Annotated in this window: 18 protein-coding genes; 5 read left to right on the top strand and 13 right to left on the bottom strand. The window is 71.7% G+C overall.

All coding sequences use genetic code 11. From position 1 onward, the window contains the following. The coding region (locus LV457_RS19140; protein ID WP_374198895.1) for an HNH endonuclease at positions 1-252 on the top strand (252 nt) is incomplete at its 5' end. Positions 253-377: 125 nt separating this feature from the next. Here the strand turns inward: LV457_RS19140 and LV457_RS19135 are convergent. The 5 genes from LV457_RS19135 to LV457_RS19115 all read right to left on the bottom strand — a co-directional run bounded on the left by LV457_RS19135 (position 378) and on the right by LV457_RS19115 (position 6,464). Continuing rightward, a complete protein-coding gene (locus tag LV457_RS19135; RefSeq protein WP_232173120.1) occupies positions 378-1,388 on the bottom strand; it encodes a 3-isopropylmalate dehydrogenase in 1,011 nt (336 codons plus the stop codon). Beyond that, a complete protein-coding gene (gene serA, locus LV457_RS19130) occupies positions 1,385-2,971 on the bottom strand; it encodes a phosphoglycerate dehydrogenase (RefSeq protein WP_232173119.1) in 1,587 nt (528 codons plus the stop codon). The genes LV457_RS19135 and serA overlap by 4 nt, the downstream gene beginning before the upstream one ends. 61 nt (positions 2,972-3,032) lie before the next feature. Beyond that, on the bottom strand, positions 3,033-4,034 hold the full coding sequence (gene ilvC, locus LV457_RS19125) for a ketol-acid reductoisomerase (protein WP_232173125.1): 1,002 nt from the start codon (positions 4,032-4,034) through the stop codon (positions 3,033-3,035). Positions 4,035-4,083: 49 nt separating this feature from the next. Further along, on the bottom strand, positions 4,084-4,593 hold the full coding sequence (gene ilvN, locus LV457_RS19120) for an acetolactate synthase small subunit (RefSeq protein WP_232173118.1): 510 nt from the start codon (positions 4,591-4,593) through the stop codon (positions 4,084-4,086). 2 nt (positions 4,594-4,595) lie between these two features. Continuing rightward, entirely contained in the window at positions 4,596-6,464 is a 1,869-nt protein-coding gene (locus tag LV457_RS19115; protein ID WP_232173117.1) for an acetolactate synthase large subunit, read from the bottom strand. Between the two features lie 304 nt (positions 6,465-6,768). Between LV457_RS19115 and LV457_RS19110 the strand changes: the two genes are divergently transcribed. Further along, complete coding sequence (locus LV457_RS19110) at positions 6,769-7,107, top strand: PH domain-containing protein (protein ID WP_232173124.1); 339 nt, start codon at positions 6,769-6,771, stop codon at positions 7,105-7,107. Between the two features lies 1 nt (position 7,108). On the opposite strand, the gene LV457_RS19105 is transcribed toward LV457_RS19110, so the two are convergent. Next, positions 7,109-7,969, bottom strand: coding sequence for a DoxX family protein (locus LV457_RS19105; protein ID WP_232173116.1), 861 nt, complete (start codon positions 7,967-7,969; stop codon positions 7,109-7,111). A gap of 138 nt (positions 7,970-8,107) precedes the next feature. Here LV457_RS19105 and LV457_RS19100 point away from each other — a divergent pair, with 138 nt between their 5' ends. Continuing rightward, positions 8,108-9,241, top strand: a complete 1,134-nt coding sequence (locus tag LV457_RS19100) for a sorbosone dehydrogenase family protein (RefSeq protein WP_232173115.1) — start codon at positions 8,108-8,110, stop codon at positions 9,239-9,241. Here the strand turns inward: LV457_RS19100 and gatB are convergent, their stop codons facing one another. The 5 genes from gatB to gatC all read right to left on the bottom strand — a co-directional run bounded on the left by gatB (position 9,242) and on the right by gatC (position 14,384). Further along, on the bottom strand, positions 9,242-10,756 hold the full coding sequence (gene gatB, locus LV457_RS19095; RefSeq protein WP_232173114.1) for an Asp-tRNA(Asn)/Glu-tRNA(Gln) amidotransferase subunit GatB: 1,515 nt from the start codon (positions 10,754-10,756) through the stop codon (positions 9,242-9,244). Between the two features lie 11 nt (positions 10,757-10,767). Then, positions 10,768-11,415 (bottom strand): hypothetical protein, encoded by a 648-nt coding sequence (locus LV457_RS19090; protein ID WP_232173113.1) that lies wholly within the window; start codon positions 11,413-11,415, stop codon positions 10,768-10,770. A gap of 94 nt (positions 11,416-11,509) precedes the next feature. Next, positions 11,510-12,541: an ATP-dependent 6-phosphofructokinase gene (locus LV457_RS19085; RefSeq protein ID WP_232173112.1), complete on the bottom strand. Its 1,032-nt coding sequence runs from the start codon at positions 12,539-12,541 to the stop codon at positions 11,510-11,512. Positions 12,542-12,579: 38 nt separating this feature from the next. Further along, complete coding sequence (gene gatA / locus LV457_RS19080) at positions 12,580-14,088, bottom strand: Asp-tRNA(Asn)/Glu-tRNA(Gln) amidotransferase subunit GatA (RefSeq protein WP_232173111.1); 1,509 nt, start codon at positions 14,086-14,088, stop codon at positions 12,580-12,582. Continuing rightward, positions 14,085-14,384, bottom strand: coding sequence for an Asp-tRNA(Asn)/Glu-tRNA(Gln) amidotransferase subunit GatC (gatC, locus tag LV457_RS19075; protein ID WP_232173110.1), 300 nt, complete (start codon positions 14,382-14,384; stop codon positions 14,085-14,087). Before gatC ends, gatA begins: the two co-directional genes overlap by 4 nt. An 83-nt stretch (positions 14,385-14,467) precedes the next feature. Between gatC and LV457_RS19070 the strand changes: the two genes are divergently transcribed. After that, entirely contained in the window at positions 14,468-15,136 is a 669-nt protein-coding gene (locus LV457_RS19070) for an amino acid-binding protein (protein WP_232173109.1), read from the top strand. Here LV457_RS19070 and ligA read toward each other — a convergent pair. Next, a complete protein-coding gene (gene ligA, locus LV457_RS19065; RefSeq protein WP_232173108.1) occupies positions 15,133-17,244 on the bottom strand; it encodes an NAD-dependent DNA ligase LigA in 2,112 nt (703 codons plus the stop codon). The two genes, LV457_RS19070 and ligA, sit on opposite strands and share 4 nt — an antisense overlap. A 58-nt stretch (positions 17,245-17,302) precedes the next feature. Here ligA and LV457_RS19060 point away from each other — a divergent pair, with 58 nt between their 5' ends. Further along, the gene (locus tag LV457_RS19060) at positions 17,303-17,698 is read left to right on the top strand and encodes an MmcQ/YjbR family DNA-binding protein (RefSeq protein WP_232173107.1); all 396 of its coding nucleotides are present in this window, start codon (positions 17,303-17,305) and stop codon (positions 17,696-17,698) included. A gap of 20 nt (positions 17,699-17,718) precedes the next feature. On the opposite strand, the gene LV457_RS19055 is transcribed toward LV457_RS19060, so the two are convergent. After that, positions 17,719-18,729, bottom strand: a complete 1,011-nt coding sequence (locus LV457_RS19055; protein ID WP_232173106.1) for a methionine synthase — start codon at positions 18,727-18,729, stop codon at positions 17,719-17,721. Between the last annotated feature and the right edge of the window lie 63 nt (positions 18,730-18,792).

The following is an 18,792-nucleotide window of genomic DNA, read 5'->3' as shown; positions in this document are numbered from 1 at the left end:
CTGGACAACCTCGTGCTGCTCTGTCCACATCACCACCGGCTGCACCACCGCGGCCACATCACCATCACCGGACCCGCACCCACCCCGATCGTCACCGACAGCACCGGACGACGACTGACCTCGACATCACTGGCCCGACCACCCACCGAACCCCCACCCGACATCCCACCCTGGAACGGGCCATCAGGAGAACGCGCCAACTGGTGGTGGTACGAACCGTTCCAGCCCAACCGACCGACGTCCAACAACTGACGAGCTCGGGTAGTGCGTAAGGCGCGAGGCTTTCGGCCACACCTGTCACCGGGGACATCATTCGCCGGTCGCCGTCCGCTTAGGGAAATTCACCGGGTTTGCGGTCGCGCGTCCGCAGGAAATTGCTAGAGCTGCGCGAGGATCCGCTCGCCGACCTCGGCCGTCGAATGTCGCGCGTCGCCGCGGGTCGCGAGGTGCTGTTCGACGGCGCGGTCCACGCGCGCGGCCGCCGCCTCCTCGCCGACATGGGCGAGCAGCAATGCAACGCTCATGATCGCGGCGGTCGGATCGGCGATGCCCTGTCCGGCGATGTCCGGGGCGCTGCCGTGGACGGGCTCGAACATCGACGGGTTGTTGCGGGTCGCGTCGATGTTGCCGCTCGCCGCCAGGCCGATGCCACCAGCCACCGCCGCGGCCAGGTCGGTGATGATGTCGCCGAACAGGTTGTCGGTGACGATCACGTCGTAGCGGCCGGGATCGGTCACCAGGTGGATGGTCGCGGCGTCGACGTGCGAGTAGGCGACCTCGACGTCGGGATACTCCTGCCCGACCTCGGCGACGGTGCGCGACCACAGGCTGCCGGCGTTGGTGAGCACATTGTTCTTGTGCACCAGCGTCAGGTGCTTGCGGCGGCGCATCGCCCGCTGGAACGCATCCTGCACCACGCGCCGGACGCCGTAGGCGGTGTTGACGCTGACCTCGGTGGCGATCTCGTGCGGCGTGCCGACGCGGATGGCGCCGCCGTTGCCGGTGTAGGGACCTTCGGTGCCCTCGCGGACCACCACGAAATCGATCTGCGGGTCGCCGGCGAGCGGGCTCGCGACGCCCGGATAGAGCTTCGACGGCCGCAGGTTGACGTGGTGGTCGAGCGCGAACCGCGCCTTGAGCAGCAGCCCCCGCTCCAGCACGCCGCTGGGCACCGACGGGTCGCCGATGGCGCCGAGCAGGATCGCGTCGTGGCCTTTGAGCTCGTCGAGCACCGACTCCGGCAGGGTCTCCCCGGTGGCGTGGTAGCGCCGGGCGCCCAGGTCGTACTCGGTGCGGTCGACGCCGGGCAGCACGGCGTCGAGCACCTTCAGCGCCTCCCCGATCACCTCGGGGCCGATGCCGTCACCGGCGATCACCGCAAGCCTCATGCGAGGTTCACCACTTCGAGCGTCACAGCCCCGACCGCCGGCCCGATCTCGGCGAGCACGTCGGCGGGCACGTCGCGGTCGAGCCGCAACATGATGGTCGCGCCCGGGCCGTCGGCGTCCTGCGACAGCTGCGCCGCCAGGATGCTGACGCCCGCCGCACCGAGCAGCGTCCCGATCTTGCCGAGCGCGCCCGGCTGGTCGACGTAGTTGATGATGAGGTTGATGCCCTCGGCGCGCAGGTCGAAATTGCGGCCGTTGATCTGCACGATCTTCTCCACCTGCGTCGGCCCGGACAGCGTGCCCGCGACGTTGACGGTGGACCCGTCGGCGTAGACGGCCCGGACGTCGACCAGGCTGCGGTGGTTGGGACTCTCCGGTGCGGTGTCGATGGTGGCGTCGACCCCGCGTTCGGCGGCCAGTGCCGGGGCGTTGACGAACGTCACCTGCTGTTCGATGACTTCGGAGAACAGCCCCCGCAGCGCCGAGAGCCGCAGCACGCCGACGTCCTCGGAGGCCAGCTCGCCGCGCACCTGCACCGCCAGCGACACCGGCAGCTCATCGCACAGCGACGCGATCAGTACCCCGAGCTTGCGCACCAGGTCGAGCCACGGCGCGACCTCCTCGCCCACCACGCCGCCGGCGACGTTCACCGCGTCGGGCACGAACTCGCCGGCCAGCGCCAGCCGGACGCTCGCCGCCACGTCGGTGCCGGCGCGGTCCTGCGCTTCGGCGGTCGACGCGCCCAGGTGCGGTGTGACGACGACCTGCGGCAGCTCGAACAGCGGGCTGTCGGTGCACGGTTCGGTGGCGAACACGTCGAGACCGGCGGCCCGCACCTGCCCGCTGGTGACCGCCTCGGCGAGCGCGGCCTCGTCGACCAGCCCGCCGCGCGCGGCGTTGACGATGATGACGCCGGGCTTGGTCTTCGCCAGCGCCTCGCGGCCGATCAGCCCGGCGGTCTCCGGCGTCTTCGGCAGGTGCACCGAGATGAAGTCGGCGCGGCCCAGCAGGTCGTCGAGGGACAGCAGCTCGATGCCCAGTTGCGCGGCTCGGGCGGCCGACACGTACGGGTCGTAGGCGACGATGTGGGTGCCGAACGCCGCCAGCCGCTGCGCCACCAGCTGCCCGATGCGGCCCAGCCCGACGACGCCGACGGTCTTTCCGAAGATCTCGGTACCCGAGAACGACGACCGCTTCCAGGTGTGTGCGCGCAGCGTCGCGTCGGCGGCCGGGATCTGGCGGGCCGCGGCCAGCAGCAGCGCGATCGCATGCTCGGCCGCGCTGTGGATGTTCGACGTCGGGGCGTTGACGACCAGCACGCCGTGCGCGGTGGCCGCGTCCACGTCGACGTTGTCCAGGCCGACGCCGGCGCGGGCGACGATCTTCAGCTTGGGCGCGGCGGCCAGCACCTCGGCGTCCACCGTGGTGGCCGAACGCACCAGCAGCGCGTCGGCGTCGGGCACCGCAGCCAGCAACTTCTCGCGATCGGGTCCGTCCACCCAGCGCACCTCTACCTGGTCACCGAGCGCGGCGACCGTCGAGGGCGCGAGTTTGTCGGCGATCAGCACCACAGGCAAGCTCACCTGCGTCAGCCTAACGGGGCGCCCGGAGCGACCGTCGTCACACCGGGTGCCCCACGAGCGGTCAGGCCGTCTCGGTGATGGGCCGGTCGACCCAGCTCATCAGGTCGCGCAGTTTCTTGCCGGTGACCTCGATGGGGTGCTCGGCGTTCTTCTTACGGAGCTCTTCGAGTTCCTTGTTCCCGCCCTCGACGTTGGCGACGAGCCGTTTGACGAAGGTGCCGTCCTGGATCTCGGCGAGGATCTGCTGCATCCGCTGCTTGGTGCCGGCGTCGATGACCCGGGGGCCCGACAGGTACCCGCCGAACTCCGCGGTGTCGGACACCGAGTAGTTCATCCGCGCGATGCCGCCCTCGTACATCAGGTCGACGATCAGCTTCAGCTCGTGCAGCACCTCGAAGTAGGCCAGCTCGGGCGCGTAGCCGGCTTCGACCATGACGTCGAACCCCGTCTTCACCAACTCCTCGGTGCCGCCGCACAGCACGGCCTGCTCACCGAACAGGTCGGTCTCGGTCTCGTCCTTGAAGGTGGTCCTGATGACGCCGGCGCGGGCGCCGCCGATGGCCTTGGCGTAGGACAGCACCAGCGCCAGGCCCTCGCCCTTCGGGTCCTGCTCGACGGCGACCAGGCAGGGCACGCCCTTGCCGTCGACGAACTGCCGGCGCACCAGGTGACCGGGGCCCTTGGGCGCGACCATGCCGATGGTGACGTTCGCCGGCGGGGTGATCAGCCCGAAGTGGATGTTGAGGCCGTGGCCGAACAGCAGCGCGTCGCCGTCGTCGAGGTTCGGCTCGATGTCACGCGTGAAGATCTCGGCCTGCGCCGTGTCGGGCGCCAACACCATGATCACGTCCGCCCACGCCGCGACCGCGGCGGGCGTGTCGACCTCGAGGCCCTGCTCGATGACCTTCTCGCGGGACTTCGAGCCCTCCTTGAGGCCGACCTTCACCTCGACGCCGGAGTCGCGCAGGCTCAGCGAATGCGCGTGCCCCTGGCTGCCGTAGCCGATGACGCCGACCTTGCGGCCCTGGATGATCGCCAGGTCGGCGTCGTCGTCGTAGAACATCTCAACTGCCACAGTTGCTTCTTCTTCCTGATCGATGGTGCTTCGTGAACTATTTCGCGGACACCATGCCGCGGGGGCCGCGGGCCAGGGTCACCATGCCGGACTGCGCGATCTCGCGGATGCCGTAGGGCTCGAGCAGGTTGAGCAGCGCCGTCAGCTTGCCCGGCGTCCCCGTCGCCTCGACGACGAGCGACTCGGCGGAGACGTCGACCACCTTGGCGCGGAACAGGTTCACCGCCTCGATGATCTGGCCGCGGGTGGTGGCGTCGGCGCGCACCTTGATCAGGGCCAGCTCGCGGGACACCGCGTTGTCCTCGTCCTGCTCGACGATCTTGATGACGTTGATGAGCTTGTTGAGCTGCTTGGTGATCTGCTCCAGCGGGAAGTAGTCCTCGACCGACACGACGATCGTCATGCGCGACATGTTCTTCTGCTCGGTGGCGCCGACGGCCAGCGACTCGATGTTGAACCCGCGCCGCGAGAACAGCGCGGACACCCGGGCCAGGACACCCGGCTTGTCCTCGACGAGGACGGACAGCGTGTGCGTCGTGACGGCCATGGCTAGACGTGCCCTTCCGAGTCGTCGTCGAACAGCGGCCGGATGCCGCGCGCGGCCTGGATCTCGTCGTTGCTCGTGCCGGCCGCCACCATCGGCCATACCTGCGCGTCGCCGCCGACGATGAAGTCGATGACCACCGGCCGGTCGTTGATCTCGCGCGCGGCGTTGATGACGTCCTCGACGTCCTCCTCACGCTCGCACCGCATGCCCACGCAGCCCAGGGCCTCGGCCAACTTGACGAAGTCCGGGATGCGCTGCGAGTGCGTGGCGAGGTCGGTCTGGCTGTAGCGCTCCTGGTAGAACAGCGTCTGCCACTGCCGCACCATGCCGAGGTTGCCGTTGTTGATCAGCGCCACCTTGATCGGCGCGCCCTCGATCGCACAGGTCGCGAGCTCCTGGTTGGTCATCTGGAAGCAGCCGTCGCCGTCGACTGCCCACACCTCGGCCTCGGGCCGGGCGAGCTTGGCGCCCATCGCGGCGGGCACGGCGAAGCCCATGGTCCCCAGCCCGCCGGAATTCAGCCAGGTGCGCGGCTTCTCGTAGGAGATGAACTGCGCCGCCCACATCTGGTGCTGCCCCACGCCGGCGACGTACACCGCGTCCGGCCCGGCGATTTCGCCGAGCTTGGAGATGACGAACTCCGGGCTCAGGCTGCCGTCGTGCTGCGGCGGGTAGCTCAGCGGATAGGTCTCCTTGATGCCGCGCAGATAGGTCCACCAGTCGTCGAGGTTCGCGGTCGCGGTGCCGGTCTTGCGCAGCGCCTCGATCAGCTCGGTGATGACGGCCTTGACGTCGCCGACGATCGGCACGTCCGCGTGCCGGTTCTTGCCGATCTCGGCGGGGTCGATGTCGGCGTGGATGACCTTGGCCTCCGGCGCGAACGAGTCCAACTTGCCGGTCACCCGGTCGTCGAAGCGGGCGCCGAGCGTGATCAGCAGGTCGCTGCGCTGCAGCGCCGCCACCGCGGAGACGGTGCCGTGCATGCCGGGCATACCCAGGTGCTGCGGATGGCTGTCCGGGAACGCCCCGAGCGCCATCAGCGTGGTGACGACCGGGATGCCGGTCAGCTCGGCCAGCTCGAGCAGCTCCGGCGACGCGTCACCGCGGATCACCCCGCCGCCCACGTAGAGGACGGGCCGGCGGGCCTCGGTGATCAGCTTGGCCGCTTCGCGGATCTGCTTGCTGTGCGGCTTGGTGTTGGGCTTGTAGCCGGGCAGGTCGATGGCCGGGGGCCAGCTGAAGGTGCACTCCCCCTGCAGCACGTCCTTCGGGATGTCGACGAGCACCGCGCCGGGCCGCCCCGACGCGGCGATGTGGAACGCCTCGGCGATCACCTGGGGGATCTCGTCGCCGCTGCGCACCAGGAAGTTGTGCTTGGTGATCGGCATCGTGATGCCGGAGATGTCGGCCTCCTGGAAGGCGTCGGTGCCGATCAACGACCGGCCCACCTGGCCGGTGATCGCGACGACGGGCACCGAGTCCATCTGCGCATCGGCCAGCGGGGTCACCAGGTTGGTGGCCCCGGGACCCGACGTCGCCATGCAGACACCGACTTTGCCGGTTGCGTGGGCGTAGCCGCTGGCGGCGTGCCCCGCGCCCTGCTCGTGGCGCACCAGCACGTGGCGCAGCTTCACCGAGTCGAACAGCGGGTCGTAGACCGGTAGCACCGCGCCGCCGGGGATGCCGAAGATGACGTCGACGTCCAGCTCCTCCAGCGACCGGATGACGGCCTGCGCTCCGGTGAGCCGCTGCGGCGCAACGGGTTTCGCCTTGGCGATGCTGCTGCGGGTGAGGGCTACCGCCGTCGCTCCCCGCGCGCCGGGCGGTGTCGGCGCCGGGGATTCCGGCGGCCGGGTGGTGGGTGCGCTCACGATGTTCCTCGTCTTCGCGTCGGAGGGGCTGGGGGCGGGCAACAAAAAACCCTCGACAGCGACGAGGCTGAACGAGGGTTGCGCGTCGATGCTTGCAGCTAGGACCGGCTATGCACCAACGCGCCGACCGATTACTACGAGCAGACGGGATTTCATGGCGCAAACGGTAGCCGCCGCACTGGTCACCGGTCAAATCGCGGGCCGCGGCACCGGGCGGCTCCGGGCGCGGCCGCGGCGGTGGGATGATCGGCTGGTGGCAGCACGCACCGACCCCCGCGAGCGCGTGGTGATCCGGATCTCGCGCATGGCGCACCTGGGCGTCGGCTTCTTCACCCTCGGGTTGCTCATCCCGGTGCTGGTGTGGCCGCCGTCGGCGCCGATCCTGCTGCTGTCGGCGCTGCTGTCGGTGGCGATCGAGCGACTGCGCACCGTCGCCGACCGCGACACCGTGACCGCCCGCGAACTGCTGCGCAGCCGCACCGTCGCCTGGGAGGACATCGCCGGGCTGCGGTTCGACAAGAGCTCCTGGGCCCGCGCCGCCCTGACCGACGGGACCGACCTGCGGCTGCCGGCCGTGACCTTCGCGACGCTGCCGCTGCTCACCGAGGCCAGCGACGGGCGGGTGCCCAACCCCTACCGCTGAGTCAGCCGAGCGGGTTGGTCCCGTTGAGCAGCCACCACAGCGCCACGCCGGCCCCGATTCCCAGTACCCACGCCGTCGCGGAGCCGACGAAGGGGCGCCGGGCCCAGCCGCGGCTGATGTCCAAGCCGTAACGCCCGGGGCCGGACAGGATCACCGCCGAAAGCGCCACCAGGAGCGTCAGCTGGTACTCGTTGCCGCCCGGCAGGAAGAGCGTGACGAAGCCGTCGTCGTGCTGTGCGGTCAGGTTGCCGAGGAAGACGTTGACCATGAACGCCAGCAGCGCCGCGCCCGCCATCGGCGTGAAGAGCCCGAGGATCAGCAGCACACCGGCGACCAGCTCGATGCCCGGGAACACGATCGCCAACGCGCCCGCCGACCGGAAGCCGACCTCGGTGAGCGACGCCCCGAAGCCGCTCATGCCGGGGCCGCCCCACAACCCGAACGCGTCGCGCAGGCCGTGCGCCACGAAGAGGACGCCGACCCCGATCCGCAGCACGGCCAGCCCGAGGTCCTGGGTGCCGCGCCGGCCGGCGTCGCGGACGCGGTCCTCGTAGAAGTCGTCGTAGCCGGTGTCGGGTCCGTCGGCCGCGTGCCGGGCCGTCCGCGCCGGCTGCACGTACGGCAGCGGTTCGGGGTCGCCGAGCACCCCGAAGCCGCTGGCGGCCGAACCGGTGCCCGAGTCGTAGCGGGGAATGTTGGTGGTCGTGAAGTCGCCGCCGCCGTAATTGCCGCCGTAGGTGTCGCCGGGCAGCAGGTCGTCCTCGGGGTCGACCAGGCTGGCCGAGGCCGGCCGCGATGCGGCGCGGGTCGCGGTCTCGTCGGGCCGTTGCCAGAGCCGGGAGTCCTGGTGATCTGTGGTCACGGGTGTCAGCGTAGGGACGCCGTCGCCCGAAGCGAGGATTTGAGACCGGCTGTTCCCGTGCCTTTATCCGATTGCGACCTGGCCGTCGCTCCGGGCGGACGTGGCGGGAGCCGAACAGCGATCCGTAACCTTGCGGGCATGCGGTGGCGTGGTGGGAGGCGGCGGCTGGAGCGGGCGGTCCGGCCGGGCGCCGTACTGTGCGTCGCACTGCTCGTGTCGGCGGGGTGCGCGCGGTTCGACGCGGCGCAGGATCAGCCGTTCACCGAAGAGCCGGAGTACGCCCAGCCGCAGACCTCCCCCACACCGCCACCGCCGATACCCCCCAACCAGATCGACAAGCAGTGCCCGGCGCCGGGCGTGATGCAGGGCTGCCTGGAGACCACCAGCGGGCTCATCATGGCGCCCGACGGCAAGTCCGCGCTGGTCGCCGAGCGCACCACCGGGGCCGTCAAGGAGGTGTCGTTCCAGGCCGAGCCGAAGATCAAGACCACCTTCGCGGTGGATCCGTCCGGTGACGGCGGCCTGCTCGACATCACGCTGTCGCCGACCTACAGCCAGGACAAGCTGATGTACGCCTACATCAGCACGCCCTCCGACAACCGGGTGGTGCGGATCGCCGAGGGCGACGTCCCCAAGGACATCCTGACCGGCATTCCGAAAGGCGCCACCGGCAACACCGGCGCGCTGATGTTCAGCAGTCCCACCACCTTGCTGGTGCTCACCGGCGACGCCGGCGAACCGGCGCAGGCGGCGAACCCCGGATCGCTGGCCGGCAAGCTCATCCGCATCGAACAGCCCACCACGGTCGACCAGGCGCCGCCCACCACCGCGATGTCGGGACTGGGCGCCGGCGGCGGCATGTGCACCGACCCCGCGGACGGCTCGCTCTACGTCACCGACCGCACGCCCACCGGCGACCGGCTGCAGCGCATGACCCCCGACTCCAAGATCACCACCGTGTGGACCTGGCCCGACCGGCCGGGCGTCGGCGGGTGTGCGGCACTGGACGGCACCGTGCTGGTGAACCTCGTCAACACCAAGAAGACGGTGTCCGTGCAGCTCGCCCCCGGCACCGGCGCCGTCTCCGGCGAGCCGCAGGTGGTGCGCGAGGAGATGCACGGCCACGCCTGGGCGCTGCAGCTCTCCGCCGACGGCAACGTGTGGGGCGCAACGGTCAACAAGTCGTTCGGCGACGCCGAGAAGGTCGACGACGTGGTGTTCCCGCTGTTCTCCAGCGGCGGCTTCCCGCGGCCCGAAGAAAGCAACATGTAGCTAGCGGCAGGCCGCCAGCACCAGCTCGCGGACCCGCGCGGCGTCGGCCTGGCCTTTGGTCGCCTTCATCACCGCACCGACGATGGCCCCCGCCGCGGCCACCTTGCCGCCGCGGATCTTCTCGACGATGTCGGGGTGGGCGGCCAGCGCCTCGTCGACGGCGGCTTGGATGACGGAGTCGTCGCGAACCAGCGCGAGCCCGCGGGCCGTCATCACCTCGTCGGGCTCGCCCTCACCGGCCAGCACGCCCTCGATGACCTGGCGCGCCAGCTTGTTCGACAGCGTGCCCTCGTCGACGAGCGCCTGGGTGCGCGCCACCTGCTCCGGCGTGATGGCCAAACCGGACACCCGCACTCCGCTTTCATTGGCTTTCTGCACCAAGAAGTTGCCCCACCACGCCCGGGCGGCGTCGGGTGACGCGCCGGCGTCGACGGTGGCGGCGACCAGCTCGACCGCGTCGTTGTTGACCAGGTCGCGCATCACCTCGTCGGAGACGCCCCACTGCTGCTGGATCCGCTTGCGCCGCAACCACGGCATCTCCGGGATCGTGGCGCGCAACCGCTCGACCAATTCGTCGCTCGGCGCAACCGGTTCCAGGTCGGGCTCCGGGAAATACCGGTAGTCCTCCGCGGTCTCCTTGCGGCGGCCGGGGCTGGTGTAGCCGTCCTCGTGGAAGTGGCGCGTCTCCTGCACGACGGTGCCGCCGGCGTCGAGCACCGCTGCCTGGCGGCGCATCTCGTAGCGCACCGCCACCTCGACGCTGCGCAGCGAGTTGACGTTCTTCGTCTCGGTGCGGGTGCCGAACTCGCGCTGCCCGACCGGCCGCAGCGACACGTTGGCGTCGCAGCGCATCGAGCCCTGGTCCATCCGCACGTCGGACACGCCGAGCGCCCGCAGCAGATCCCGCAGCGCGGTGACATAGGCGCGGGCGATCTCCGGCGCGCGGGCGCCGGCGCCCTCGATCGGCTTGGTGACGATCTCGATCAGCGGCACCCCGGCCCGGTTGTAGTCCAGCAGCGACGTCGTCGCGCCCTCGATGCGGCCCGTCTCGCTGCCGAGGTGGGTCAGCTTGCCGGTGTCCTCCTCCATGTGCGCGCGCTCGATCTCGACGCGCCACGTCGAGCCGTCGTCCAGCGGGACGTCGAGGTGGCCGTCGACGGCGATCGGCTCGTCGTACTGGCTGATCTGGTAGTTCTTCGGCTGGTCGGGGTAGAAGTAGTTCTTGCGGGCGAACCGGCCCCACGGCGCGATGTCGCAGCCCAGCGCCAGCCCGATGCGGATGGCGGATTCGACGGCCGCCTCGTTGAGCACCGGCAACGAGCCGGGCAGCCCGAGGCACACCGGACATACCTGCGTGTTGGGTTCGGCGCCGAACGTCGTGGCGCAGCCGCAGAACATCTTGGTGGCCGTGGACAGCTCGACGTGCACCTCGAGCCCCATGACGGGGTCGTAGCGGGCGACGACGTCGTCGTAGTCGAGCAGGTCGGTCTCGGATGCGCGGGACGCCACGGTCATGGCCACCGATCCTAGTTGCGGCGGTACTCCACCATCGGTTCGCGGCGCAGCACCGCGTCCCCGGCCCGCACGAGCAGTTCGCGGGCCGAGATGTCGTAGCTGGCGCCGTCGTTGTCGGCAACGAACCCCGCGCCGACGGGTCGCACGTCGTCGAGGTGCAGCACCGCGCCGTCCTGCAGTCGAACGCCGGTGTAGGCCAGCCGGCCGTTCGGCGCCCGGCACACCACCAGCACCGAACGCCGGGTGCGAGCACTGACCACCGGTGCGGCGGCGCCGGCACAGCGGGCCGGTGTGCCGACGAAACCGTGGTCGTCCATCGCCGGGGCGGCCGGGGCACGTGCGGCGGTCGACGCGGGTGCCGGGCCGGGAGCGGCCGGCGGCGCCCCTGCGGTCGGGGTCGAAGCGGTCGGCGACGAAGCGGTCGGGGTGGTCGGTGGCCCGTCCCGCCAGTCGGGAAGCGTCACGGCGACCACCGCGACCGTCGCCAGCGAGGCGACCACCAGCCCGGCCAACCGGGCGCGTTCGGCGCGGGTCCGCATGCGTCGCGCCGGCGCTCGGGCGGGCGGGCGCGGTTCTGCCCCGGCTGCGGGCCGCTCGGTGTCGGGCGCGCCGTAGAAATCCGCGAGCTGCGCCCAGGGCGACGACGAGAACGTCAGCACGGCTGCCCTCCCCGGTGAACGGTGTGCCGACAGCCAACCACTCCGGGCGCCGTGCGGCCCGCTGTTCGCGCGGCGCGTCGCGAAGTTCGCGGACTCAGCCGAAGAACGCCGCCGCGTCGTCGTAGCGGCTCTGCGGCACCAGCTTGAGCTGGCGGGTGGCGTCGGCCAGCGAGACGCGGCCGATCTCGGTGCCGCGGGCGGCGACCATCATCCCGTATTCGCCGGCGTGGGCGGCGTCGGCGGCGTTGACGCCGAACCGGGTGGCCAGCACCCGGTCGAAGGGGGTGGGCGTACCGCCGCGCTGCACGTGGCCCAGCACCGTGGTGCGGACCTCCTTCTTCACCCGCTTCTCGATCTCGATCGCCAGCTGCGCGGCGACGCCGGTGAACCGCTCGTGGCCGAACTCGTCGATGCCGCCCTCGCGCAGGCTCATCGACCCGGCGGCCGGTTTGGCGCCCTCGGCGACCACGCAGATGAAATGCGACGAGCCGTGCTGGAAGCGCTTCTTCACCAGCCGGCACACTTCCTCGACGTCGAACGGCTGCTCGGGGATCAGCGTCATGTGCGCGCCCGACGCGAGTCCGGCGTTCAGCGCGATCCAGCCGGCGTGCCGGCCCATCACCTCGACGAGCATCACGCGCTGGTGCGACTCGGCGGTGCTGTGGAGGCGGTCGATGGCCTCGGTGGCGATGGTGAGCGCGGTGTCGTGGCCGAACGTGACGTCGGTGCAGTCGATGTCGTTGTCGATGGTCTTGGGCACCCCGACCACCGGCACGTTCTCCTCCGACAGCCAGCGGGCCGCCGTCAGCGTGCCCTCCCCGCCGATCGGGATCAGCACGTCGATGCCGTTGTCGTCGAGCGTCTGCATGATCTGGTCGAGACCCGCCCGCAATTTGTCGGGATGCACCCGGGCGGTGCCCAGGATCGTGCCGCCCTTGGCGAGCAGCCGGTCGTTGCGGTCGTCGTTGGCGAGCTGGATCCGCCGGTCCTCCAGCAGCCCCCGCCAGCCGTCGAGGAAGCCGACCACCGACGAGCCGTAGCGGGCGTCGCAGGTGCGCACGACGGCCCGGATCACCGCGTTGAGGCCGGGACAGTCGCCGCCGCCGGTCAGGACTCCGATGCGCATCGCTCTTCCTCTCCTCGCGTGCGCTCCATCCTCCCCCGTCAGACCGCGCTCGGCAGCGGACCGCGCGCAGTTTCGTAGGCGGCGCCGACGAGGTACAACCGGTCGTCGGCCAGCGGCGGCGCCATGAGCTGCAGACCGACGGGCAGCCCGTCGTCCGCCGAGACGCCCGACGGCACCGACATGCCGCAGTGCCCGGCGAGGTTGAGCGGCAGCGTGCAGAGATCGAACAGGTACATGGCGAGCGGGTCGTCGACCTTCTCGCCGAGCCGGAACGCCGTCGCCGGCGTGGTGGGGGTGACCAGGACGTCGACCTGCTCGTAGGCGCGGTCGAGGTCGGCGGCGATGAGCGTGCGCACCTTCTGCGCCTGGTTGTAGTAGGCGTCGTAGTACCCCGCCGACAACGCGTAGGTCCCGAGCATGATGCGGCGCTTCACCTCCGGGCCGAAGCCCGCCGCGCGGGTGAGCGCCATGACCTCCTCGGCGCTGTGGGTGCCGTCGTCGCCGACCCGCAGCCCGTAGCGCATGGCGTCGAAGCGGGCGAGATTGCTCGACACCTCCGACGGCAGGATCAGGTAGTAGGCGGGCAGCGCGTACTCGAAATGCGGGCAGTCCACCTCGGAGATCTCGGCGCCCAGCGCGCGCAGTTGGTCGACCGCGGCGTGGAACGACGCCAGGACCCCCGGCTGGAAACCCTCGCCGTCGCTGAGCTGGCGCACCACGCCGATCCGCACGCCCGCCAGGTCTCCGGTGGCGCCGCGGCGGGCGGCGGCGACGGTGTCGGGCACCGCGACGTCGACGGAGGTGGAGTCCCGCGCGTCGTGGCCGGCGATCACCTGGTGCAGCAGCGCGGTGTCGAGCACGGTGCGCGCGCACGGCCCGCCCTGGTCGAGCGACGACGCGCACGCCACCAGCCCGTAGCGCGACACCGTGCCGTAGGTCGGCTTCACGCCGACGGTGGCGGTGAGCGCGGCCGGCTGCCGGATGGATCCGCCGGTGTCGGTGCCGATGGCCAGCGGCGCCTGGAACGCCGCCAGCGCCACCGCACTGCCGCCGCCCGAGCCGCCGGGCACCCGGTCGGTGTCCCACGGGTTGCGGGTCGGACCGAACGCGGAGTTCTCCGTCGAGCTGCCCATCGCGAACTCGTCCATGTTGGTCTTGCCCAGGATCGGCAGGCCCGCCGCTCGCAGCCGCATGGTCACCGTGGCGTCATACGGCGAGCGCCAGCCCTCGAGGATCTTCGAGCCGCAGGTGGTCGGCATGTCGGTGGTGGTGAAGACGTCCTTGAGCGCGACGGGCACGCCGGCCAGCGGCGACGGCAGCGCCTCGCCGGCCGCGACCGCGGCGTCGACCCGGGCCGCGGCGGCCAGCGCACGCTCGCCCGCGATGTGCAGGAACGCGTGGTAGGTGCCGTCGGTGGCGGCGATCCGGTCGAGGCACGCCCGGGTCACCTCCACCGAGGACACCTCCTTGGCCGCGATCTTCGCGGCGAGCGTGGCCGCATCGAGCCGGACGAGGTCGCCCTGGCCGCCGCCCGCCCTGCCGGTCACGCCTCCTCCCCGAGGATCTGCGGCACCGCGAACCGGCCGTCGGCGACCGCGGGCGCCGCCGCCAGCGCGTCGGCCTGCGGCAACGACGGGGTGACGACGTCGGGGCGGGTGACGTTCTGCTCCTTGAGCGGATTGCCGGTCGGCGGGACGTCCCCGGTGTCGAGGGCCTGGATGCGGCTCACGTGGTCGAGGATCGCGCCGAGCTGCGTCGTGTAGCCGGCGATCTCGTCGTCGGTCAGCGCGAGCCGGGCCAGCCGCGCGAGATGGGCGACGTCTGCTGTGGAGAGTTCCGACACGGGTGACAAGCCTACTGACTTCGCCGGCGGCGACCGCTCCGGCGCGACATGCCCGGGACCCCGCGCTGTGGAACAGTGTTCGCGTGCCTTCCTATCTGCTGCGGGTTCAGCTGGAGGACCGGCCCGGCACGCTCGGTTCGCTGGCGGTGGCGCTCGGCTCGGTGGCCGCGGACATCCTGTCCCTCGACGTGGTGGAGCGCAGCTCCGGTTATGCGATCGACGACCTGGTGGTCGACCTGCCGCCGGGCGCCATGCCCGACGTGCTGATCACCGCCGCCGAGTCGCTCAAGGGCGTGTACGTCGACAGCATCCGTCCGCACACCGGCCTGTTGGAGGCCCACCGCGAATTGGAGCTGATCGATCGGGTCGCGGCCGCCCGGGGCCGCGAGCAGCGGCTGCAGGTGCTCGCCGACCAGGCGCCGCGCGTGCTGCGGGTGGGCTGGTGCTCGGTGGTGCGGTCGACCGCCGACGAGCCGGGCAGCTTGCGGCGGCTCGCCGGCAGCGCCGGGGCGCCCGAAACGCTGGCGGAGTCGGCGCCGTGGCTGCCCCTCGACCGCGCCACCGTGCTCGACGGCTCCGCCGACTGGGTGCCACCGGTGTGGCGGGACATGGACATCACGATGGCGGCCGCGCCGCTCGGGGAGCCGACCACCGCCGTCGTGCTCGGCCGTCCGGGCGGCCCGGAGTTCCGGCCCTCCGAGGTCGCCCGGCTCGGTTACCTCGCCGGCATCGTCGCGACGATCCTGCGCTAGCCGTCTTCCTCGCCGTCGGTGGCCGGCGCGGCGGGCGGGCCGTGCTCGAGCAGGGCGCGGAACCCGTCCTCGTCGAGCACCGGCACGCCCAGCTCGATCGCCTTGTCGTACTTCGACCCCGGCGCGTCACCGGCGACGACGTAGGACGTCTTCTTCGACACCGAGCCCGCCGCCTTGCCGCCGCGCGCCAGGATGGCCTCCTTCGCCTCGTCGCGGGAGAACCCGGTGAGCGAACCGGTGACGACGATGGTCAGCCCTTCGAGCGTGCGCGGCACCCCGCTGTCGCGTTCGTCGGCCATCCGCACCCCGGCGGCCCGCCACTTGTCGACGATCGCCCGGTGCCAGTCGACGGCGAACCACTCCTTGACCGCCGCCGCGATGGTGGGGCCGACGCCCTCGACGGCCGCGAGCTGCTCCTGCGTGGCGGCCTCGATGGCGTCGAGGCTGCCGAATTCGCCGGCCAGCGCGCGGGCCGCGGTGGGTCCCACGTGCCGGATGGACAACGCCACCAGCACCCGCCACAGCGGCTGCGCCTTGGCCTTGTCGAGGTTCGCCAGCAGCCGTTTGCCGTTGGCGCTGAGCGTGCCGGCCTTGGTGGTGAACAGCGGGGTCCGGAGCAGGTCCTGCTCGGTGAGCGTGAACAAATCGCCCTCGTCGGCGATGACATGGGCCTGCAGCAGCGCGATGCCGGCCTCGTAGCCCAGGCCCTCGATGTCGAAGGCGCCGCGGCCCGCGACGTGGAACACGCGCTCGCGCAACTGCGCCGGACACGACCGGGAGTTCGGGCAGCGGATGTCGGCGTCGCCCTCCTTGCTCGGCGCCAGCGGGCTGCCGCACTCCGGGCAGTGGGTGGGCATCTCGAATTCCCGCTCGGTGCCGTCGCGCAGCTCGACGACCGGCCCGAGCACCTCGGGGATCACGTCGCCGGCCTTGCGGATGACCACGGTGTCGCCGATCAGCACGCCCTTGCGTTTGACCTCCGAGGCGTTGTGCAGTGTCGCGACACCGACGGTGGATCCGGCGACCTTGACCGGCCGCATGTAGGCGAACGGCGTCACGCGCCCGGTGCGCCCGACGTTGACCCGAATGTCGAGCAGCTCGGTCTGCGCCTCCTCCGGCGGATACTTGTAGGCGATGGCCCAGCGCGGCGCCCGCGACGTCGACCCGAGCCGCCGCTGCAGCGCCACCTCGTCGACCTTCACCACCAGCCCGTCGATCTCGTGCTCGACGTCGTGGCGGTGTTCGCCCCAGTACGCCACCCGTTCGCCGACCGCCTCGACGCCCTGCACCCGGGCGGTGTGGGCGGAGACCGGCAGGCCCCAGGCCCGCAGCGCGAGGTAGGCGTCGTGCTGGGTGGTGAACGAAAACCCCGCGGCGTGCTCGACGCGGCCGAGGCCGTGGCAGATCATCCGCAGCCGCCGCCGTGCCGTGACCGCGGGGTTCTTCTGGCGCAGCGAGCCCGCCGCGCTGTTGCGGGGGTTGGCGAACGGCGCCTTGCCCTCGGCGACGAGGGAGGCGTTGAGCGCCTCGAAGTCGGCCACCCGGAAGAACACCTCGCCCCGCACCTCGAGCACCGCCGGGATCGGGAATTCCGTGCCCGCCGTGAGGGTTTCGGGGATGTCCTCGATGGTGCGGGCGTTCAGCGTGACGTCCTCCCCGGTGCGCCCGTCGCCGCGGGTGGCGGCCCGCGCGAGCCGGCCGTCGCGGTAGACCAGCGCGAGCGCGACGCCGTCGATCTTGAGCTCGCACAGGTAGTGCGCGTCGCGTGCGACGTCGGGACCGAGCTCGCCCTCGAGTCGCGCCGCCCAGGCGGCCAGCTCGTCGGGGGTGAACACGTTGTCGAGGCTGAGCATGCGCTCGAGGTGTTCGGCCGGGGCGAATTCGGTGGCGAAGCCGGCGCCGCCTACCAGCTGCGTCGGTGAGTCCGGCGTGCGCAGCTCGGGATGGGCGTCTTCGAGCTGCTGCAGTTCGCGCAGCAGCGCGTCGAACGCTGCGTCGGTGATGATCGGCGCATCCTTGACGTAGTAGCGGAACTGGTGTCCGCGCACCTCGTCGGCCAACGACTGCCAGCGCCGCCGCAGCTGCGCGTCAGCCTCTGCAGAACCCATTCGAGCAGGCTATCGAAGGGGGCCGACAGCGCCGGGGACGCTCGTTAGGCTTGCCGGCGTGCCGCATCCCGCCATGTTCGACGACGACGACCCCTGGCTGCGCGAGGTGCGCCGCATCGCCCTGAGCTATCCGGAGGCCGTCGAGAAGGTGTCGTGGGGCCGGCCGACGTTCAGCGCCCCGAAGATGTTCGCGGTGTACGGCGGCAGGATCAAGGGCGAGGGCGCGATGACGCCGGTGCCCCACTCGCTGCTGGTGAAGGTCGGCGACGAGGACCGCCCCGCGCTGGCGCAGGATCCCCGGTTCTTCACCCCCGCCTACCTGGGGCCGCACGCCTGGCTGGGGCTCGACTTCGACGCGGCGGACGTCGACTGGGACGAGGTCGGTGAGCTCATCGACGCCTCGTACCGGCTGGTGGCGCCGAAGCGGCTGCTCAAGCGCCTCGACGGCGGCTGAGGCTTCACCGGCGACGGCGCTCAGATCGCGTCGGGGTCGTCGGCGAAGGCGTCGGCGACCTGTTGAGCGAGGGTGACCGCCCGGCGTGCCCAGCTCGGCGTGGCGCCGGCGAGGCCGCAGCCGGGCGTCACCCCGACGCGGTCGCGCAGGACCGGCCGCGGAAAGCCCAGCCGGTCGGTGAGCTGCGCGGCCGCCTCCGCCGCCTGCTGCGCCGACGGCTGTCCGGCGGGCGCCGCGGCGGGGATGACGCCGAGCAGCACGGTCCGGCCGCTGTCGACGAACTCGCCGATGCCGTCGAGGTCGGCGGCGCCCAGCGTGGCCGCGTCGACCGACACCGCGGCGACGGTGCTGCGGCCGAACACCCGCCACGGCGGCTCGGCGCCACAGCAGTGCACCGCGACCGCCGGACCCACCGCGGCGACGACCGCGTCGAGCAGTTCGACCGCCACCGGTTCGTCGACCGGATGGACCGGACTCAGGCTCGTCACCCCGGTGAGCCTGCCGGCCAGGGCGGCCGGCAACGAAGGCTCGTCGAGCTGCACCACCACGTCGGTCTGCAACCGCCGCGCCACCTCCGCGCGGTGCACGGCAAGCCCCTCGGCCAGCGACGCGGTGAGATCGCGCAGCGCGCCGGGATCGGTGATCGCCCGGTGCCCGTTCGGCAGCTCCAGCTCAGCTGCCAGCGTCACCGGCCCGGCGGCCTGCACCTTCACCGGCCGTCCGCCCCCCCGCAGCCCGGCGCGCTCCCACGCCTCCTCCAGCGCGTCCAGGTCCTCGTCGAGCAGGCCGATCGCGCGGCGGGTGACGCCGCCGGGGCGGGCGGCGATCCGGTAGCCGCGCGGGACGGTGTCGATCGCGATGTCGACGAGCAGCGCGCCCGCGCGGCCGATGACGTCCGCACCGACACCGCGCGCGGGCAGCTCCACCAGGTGCGGCAGGGTGTGCAGCTCGCCGACCACGGTGGCGGCCGCTTCGTGCGGATTGCCGCCGGGCCACGAACCCACACCGGTGGCAGCAGCGAAAACACTCACCGTCCAACACTATTCGACCGCGCGATGGGAGGTGCGCGGGTGGCACCGCCCTCCGCTACTGTC

Source organism: Mycobacterium sp. MYCO198283 (assembly GCF_021213805.1).
Classification (GTDB): Bacteria; Actinomycetota; Actinomycetes; order Mycobacteriales; family Mycobacteriaceae; genus Mycobacterium.
Note: the sequence above shows the minus strand (reverse complement) of the source record. Positions and strands in the feature narration are given on the sequence as shown.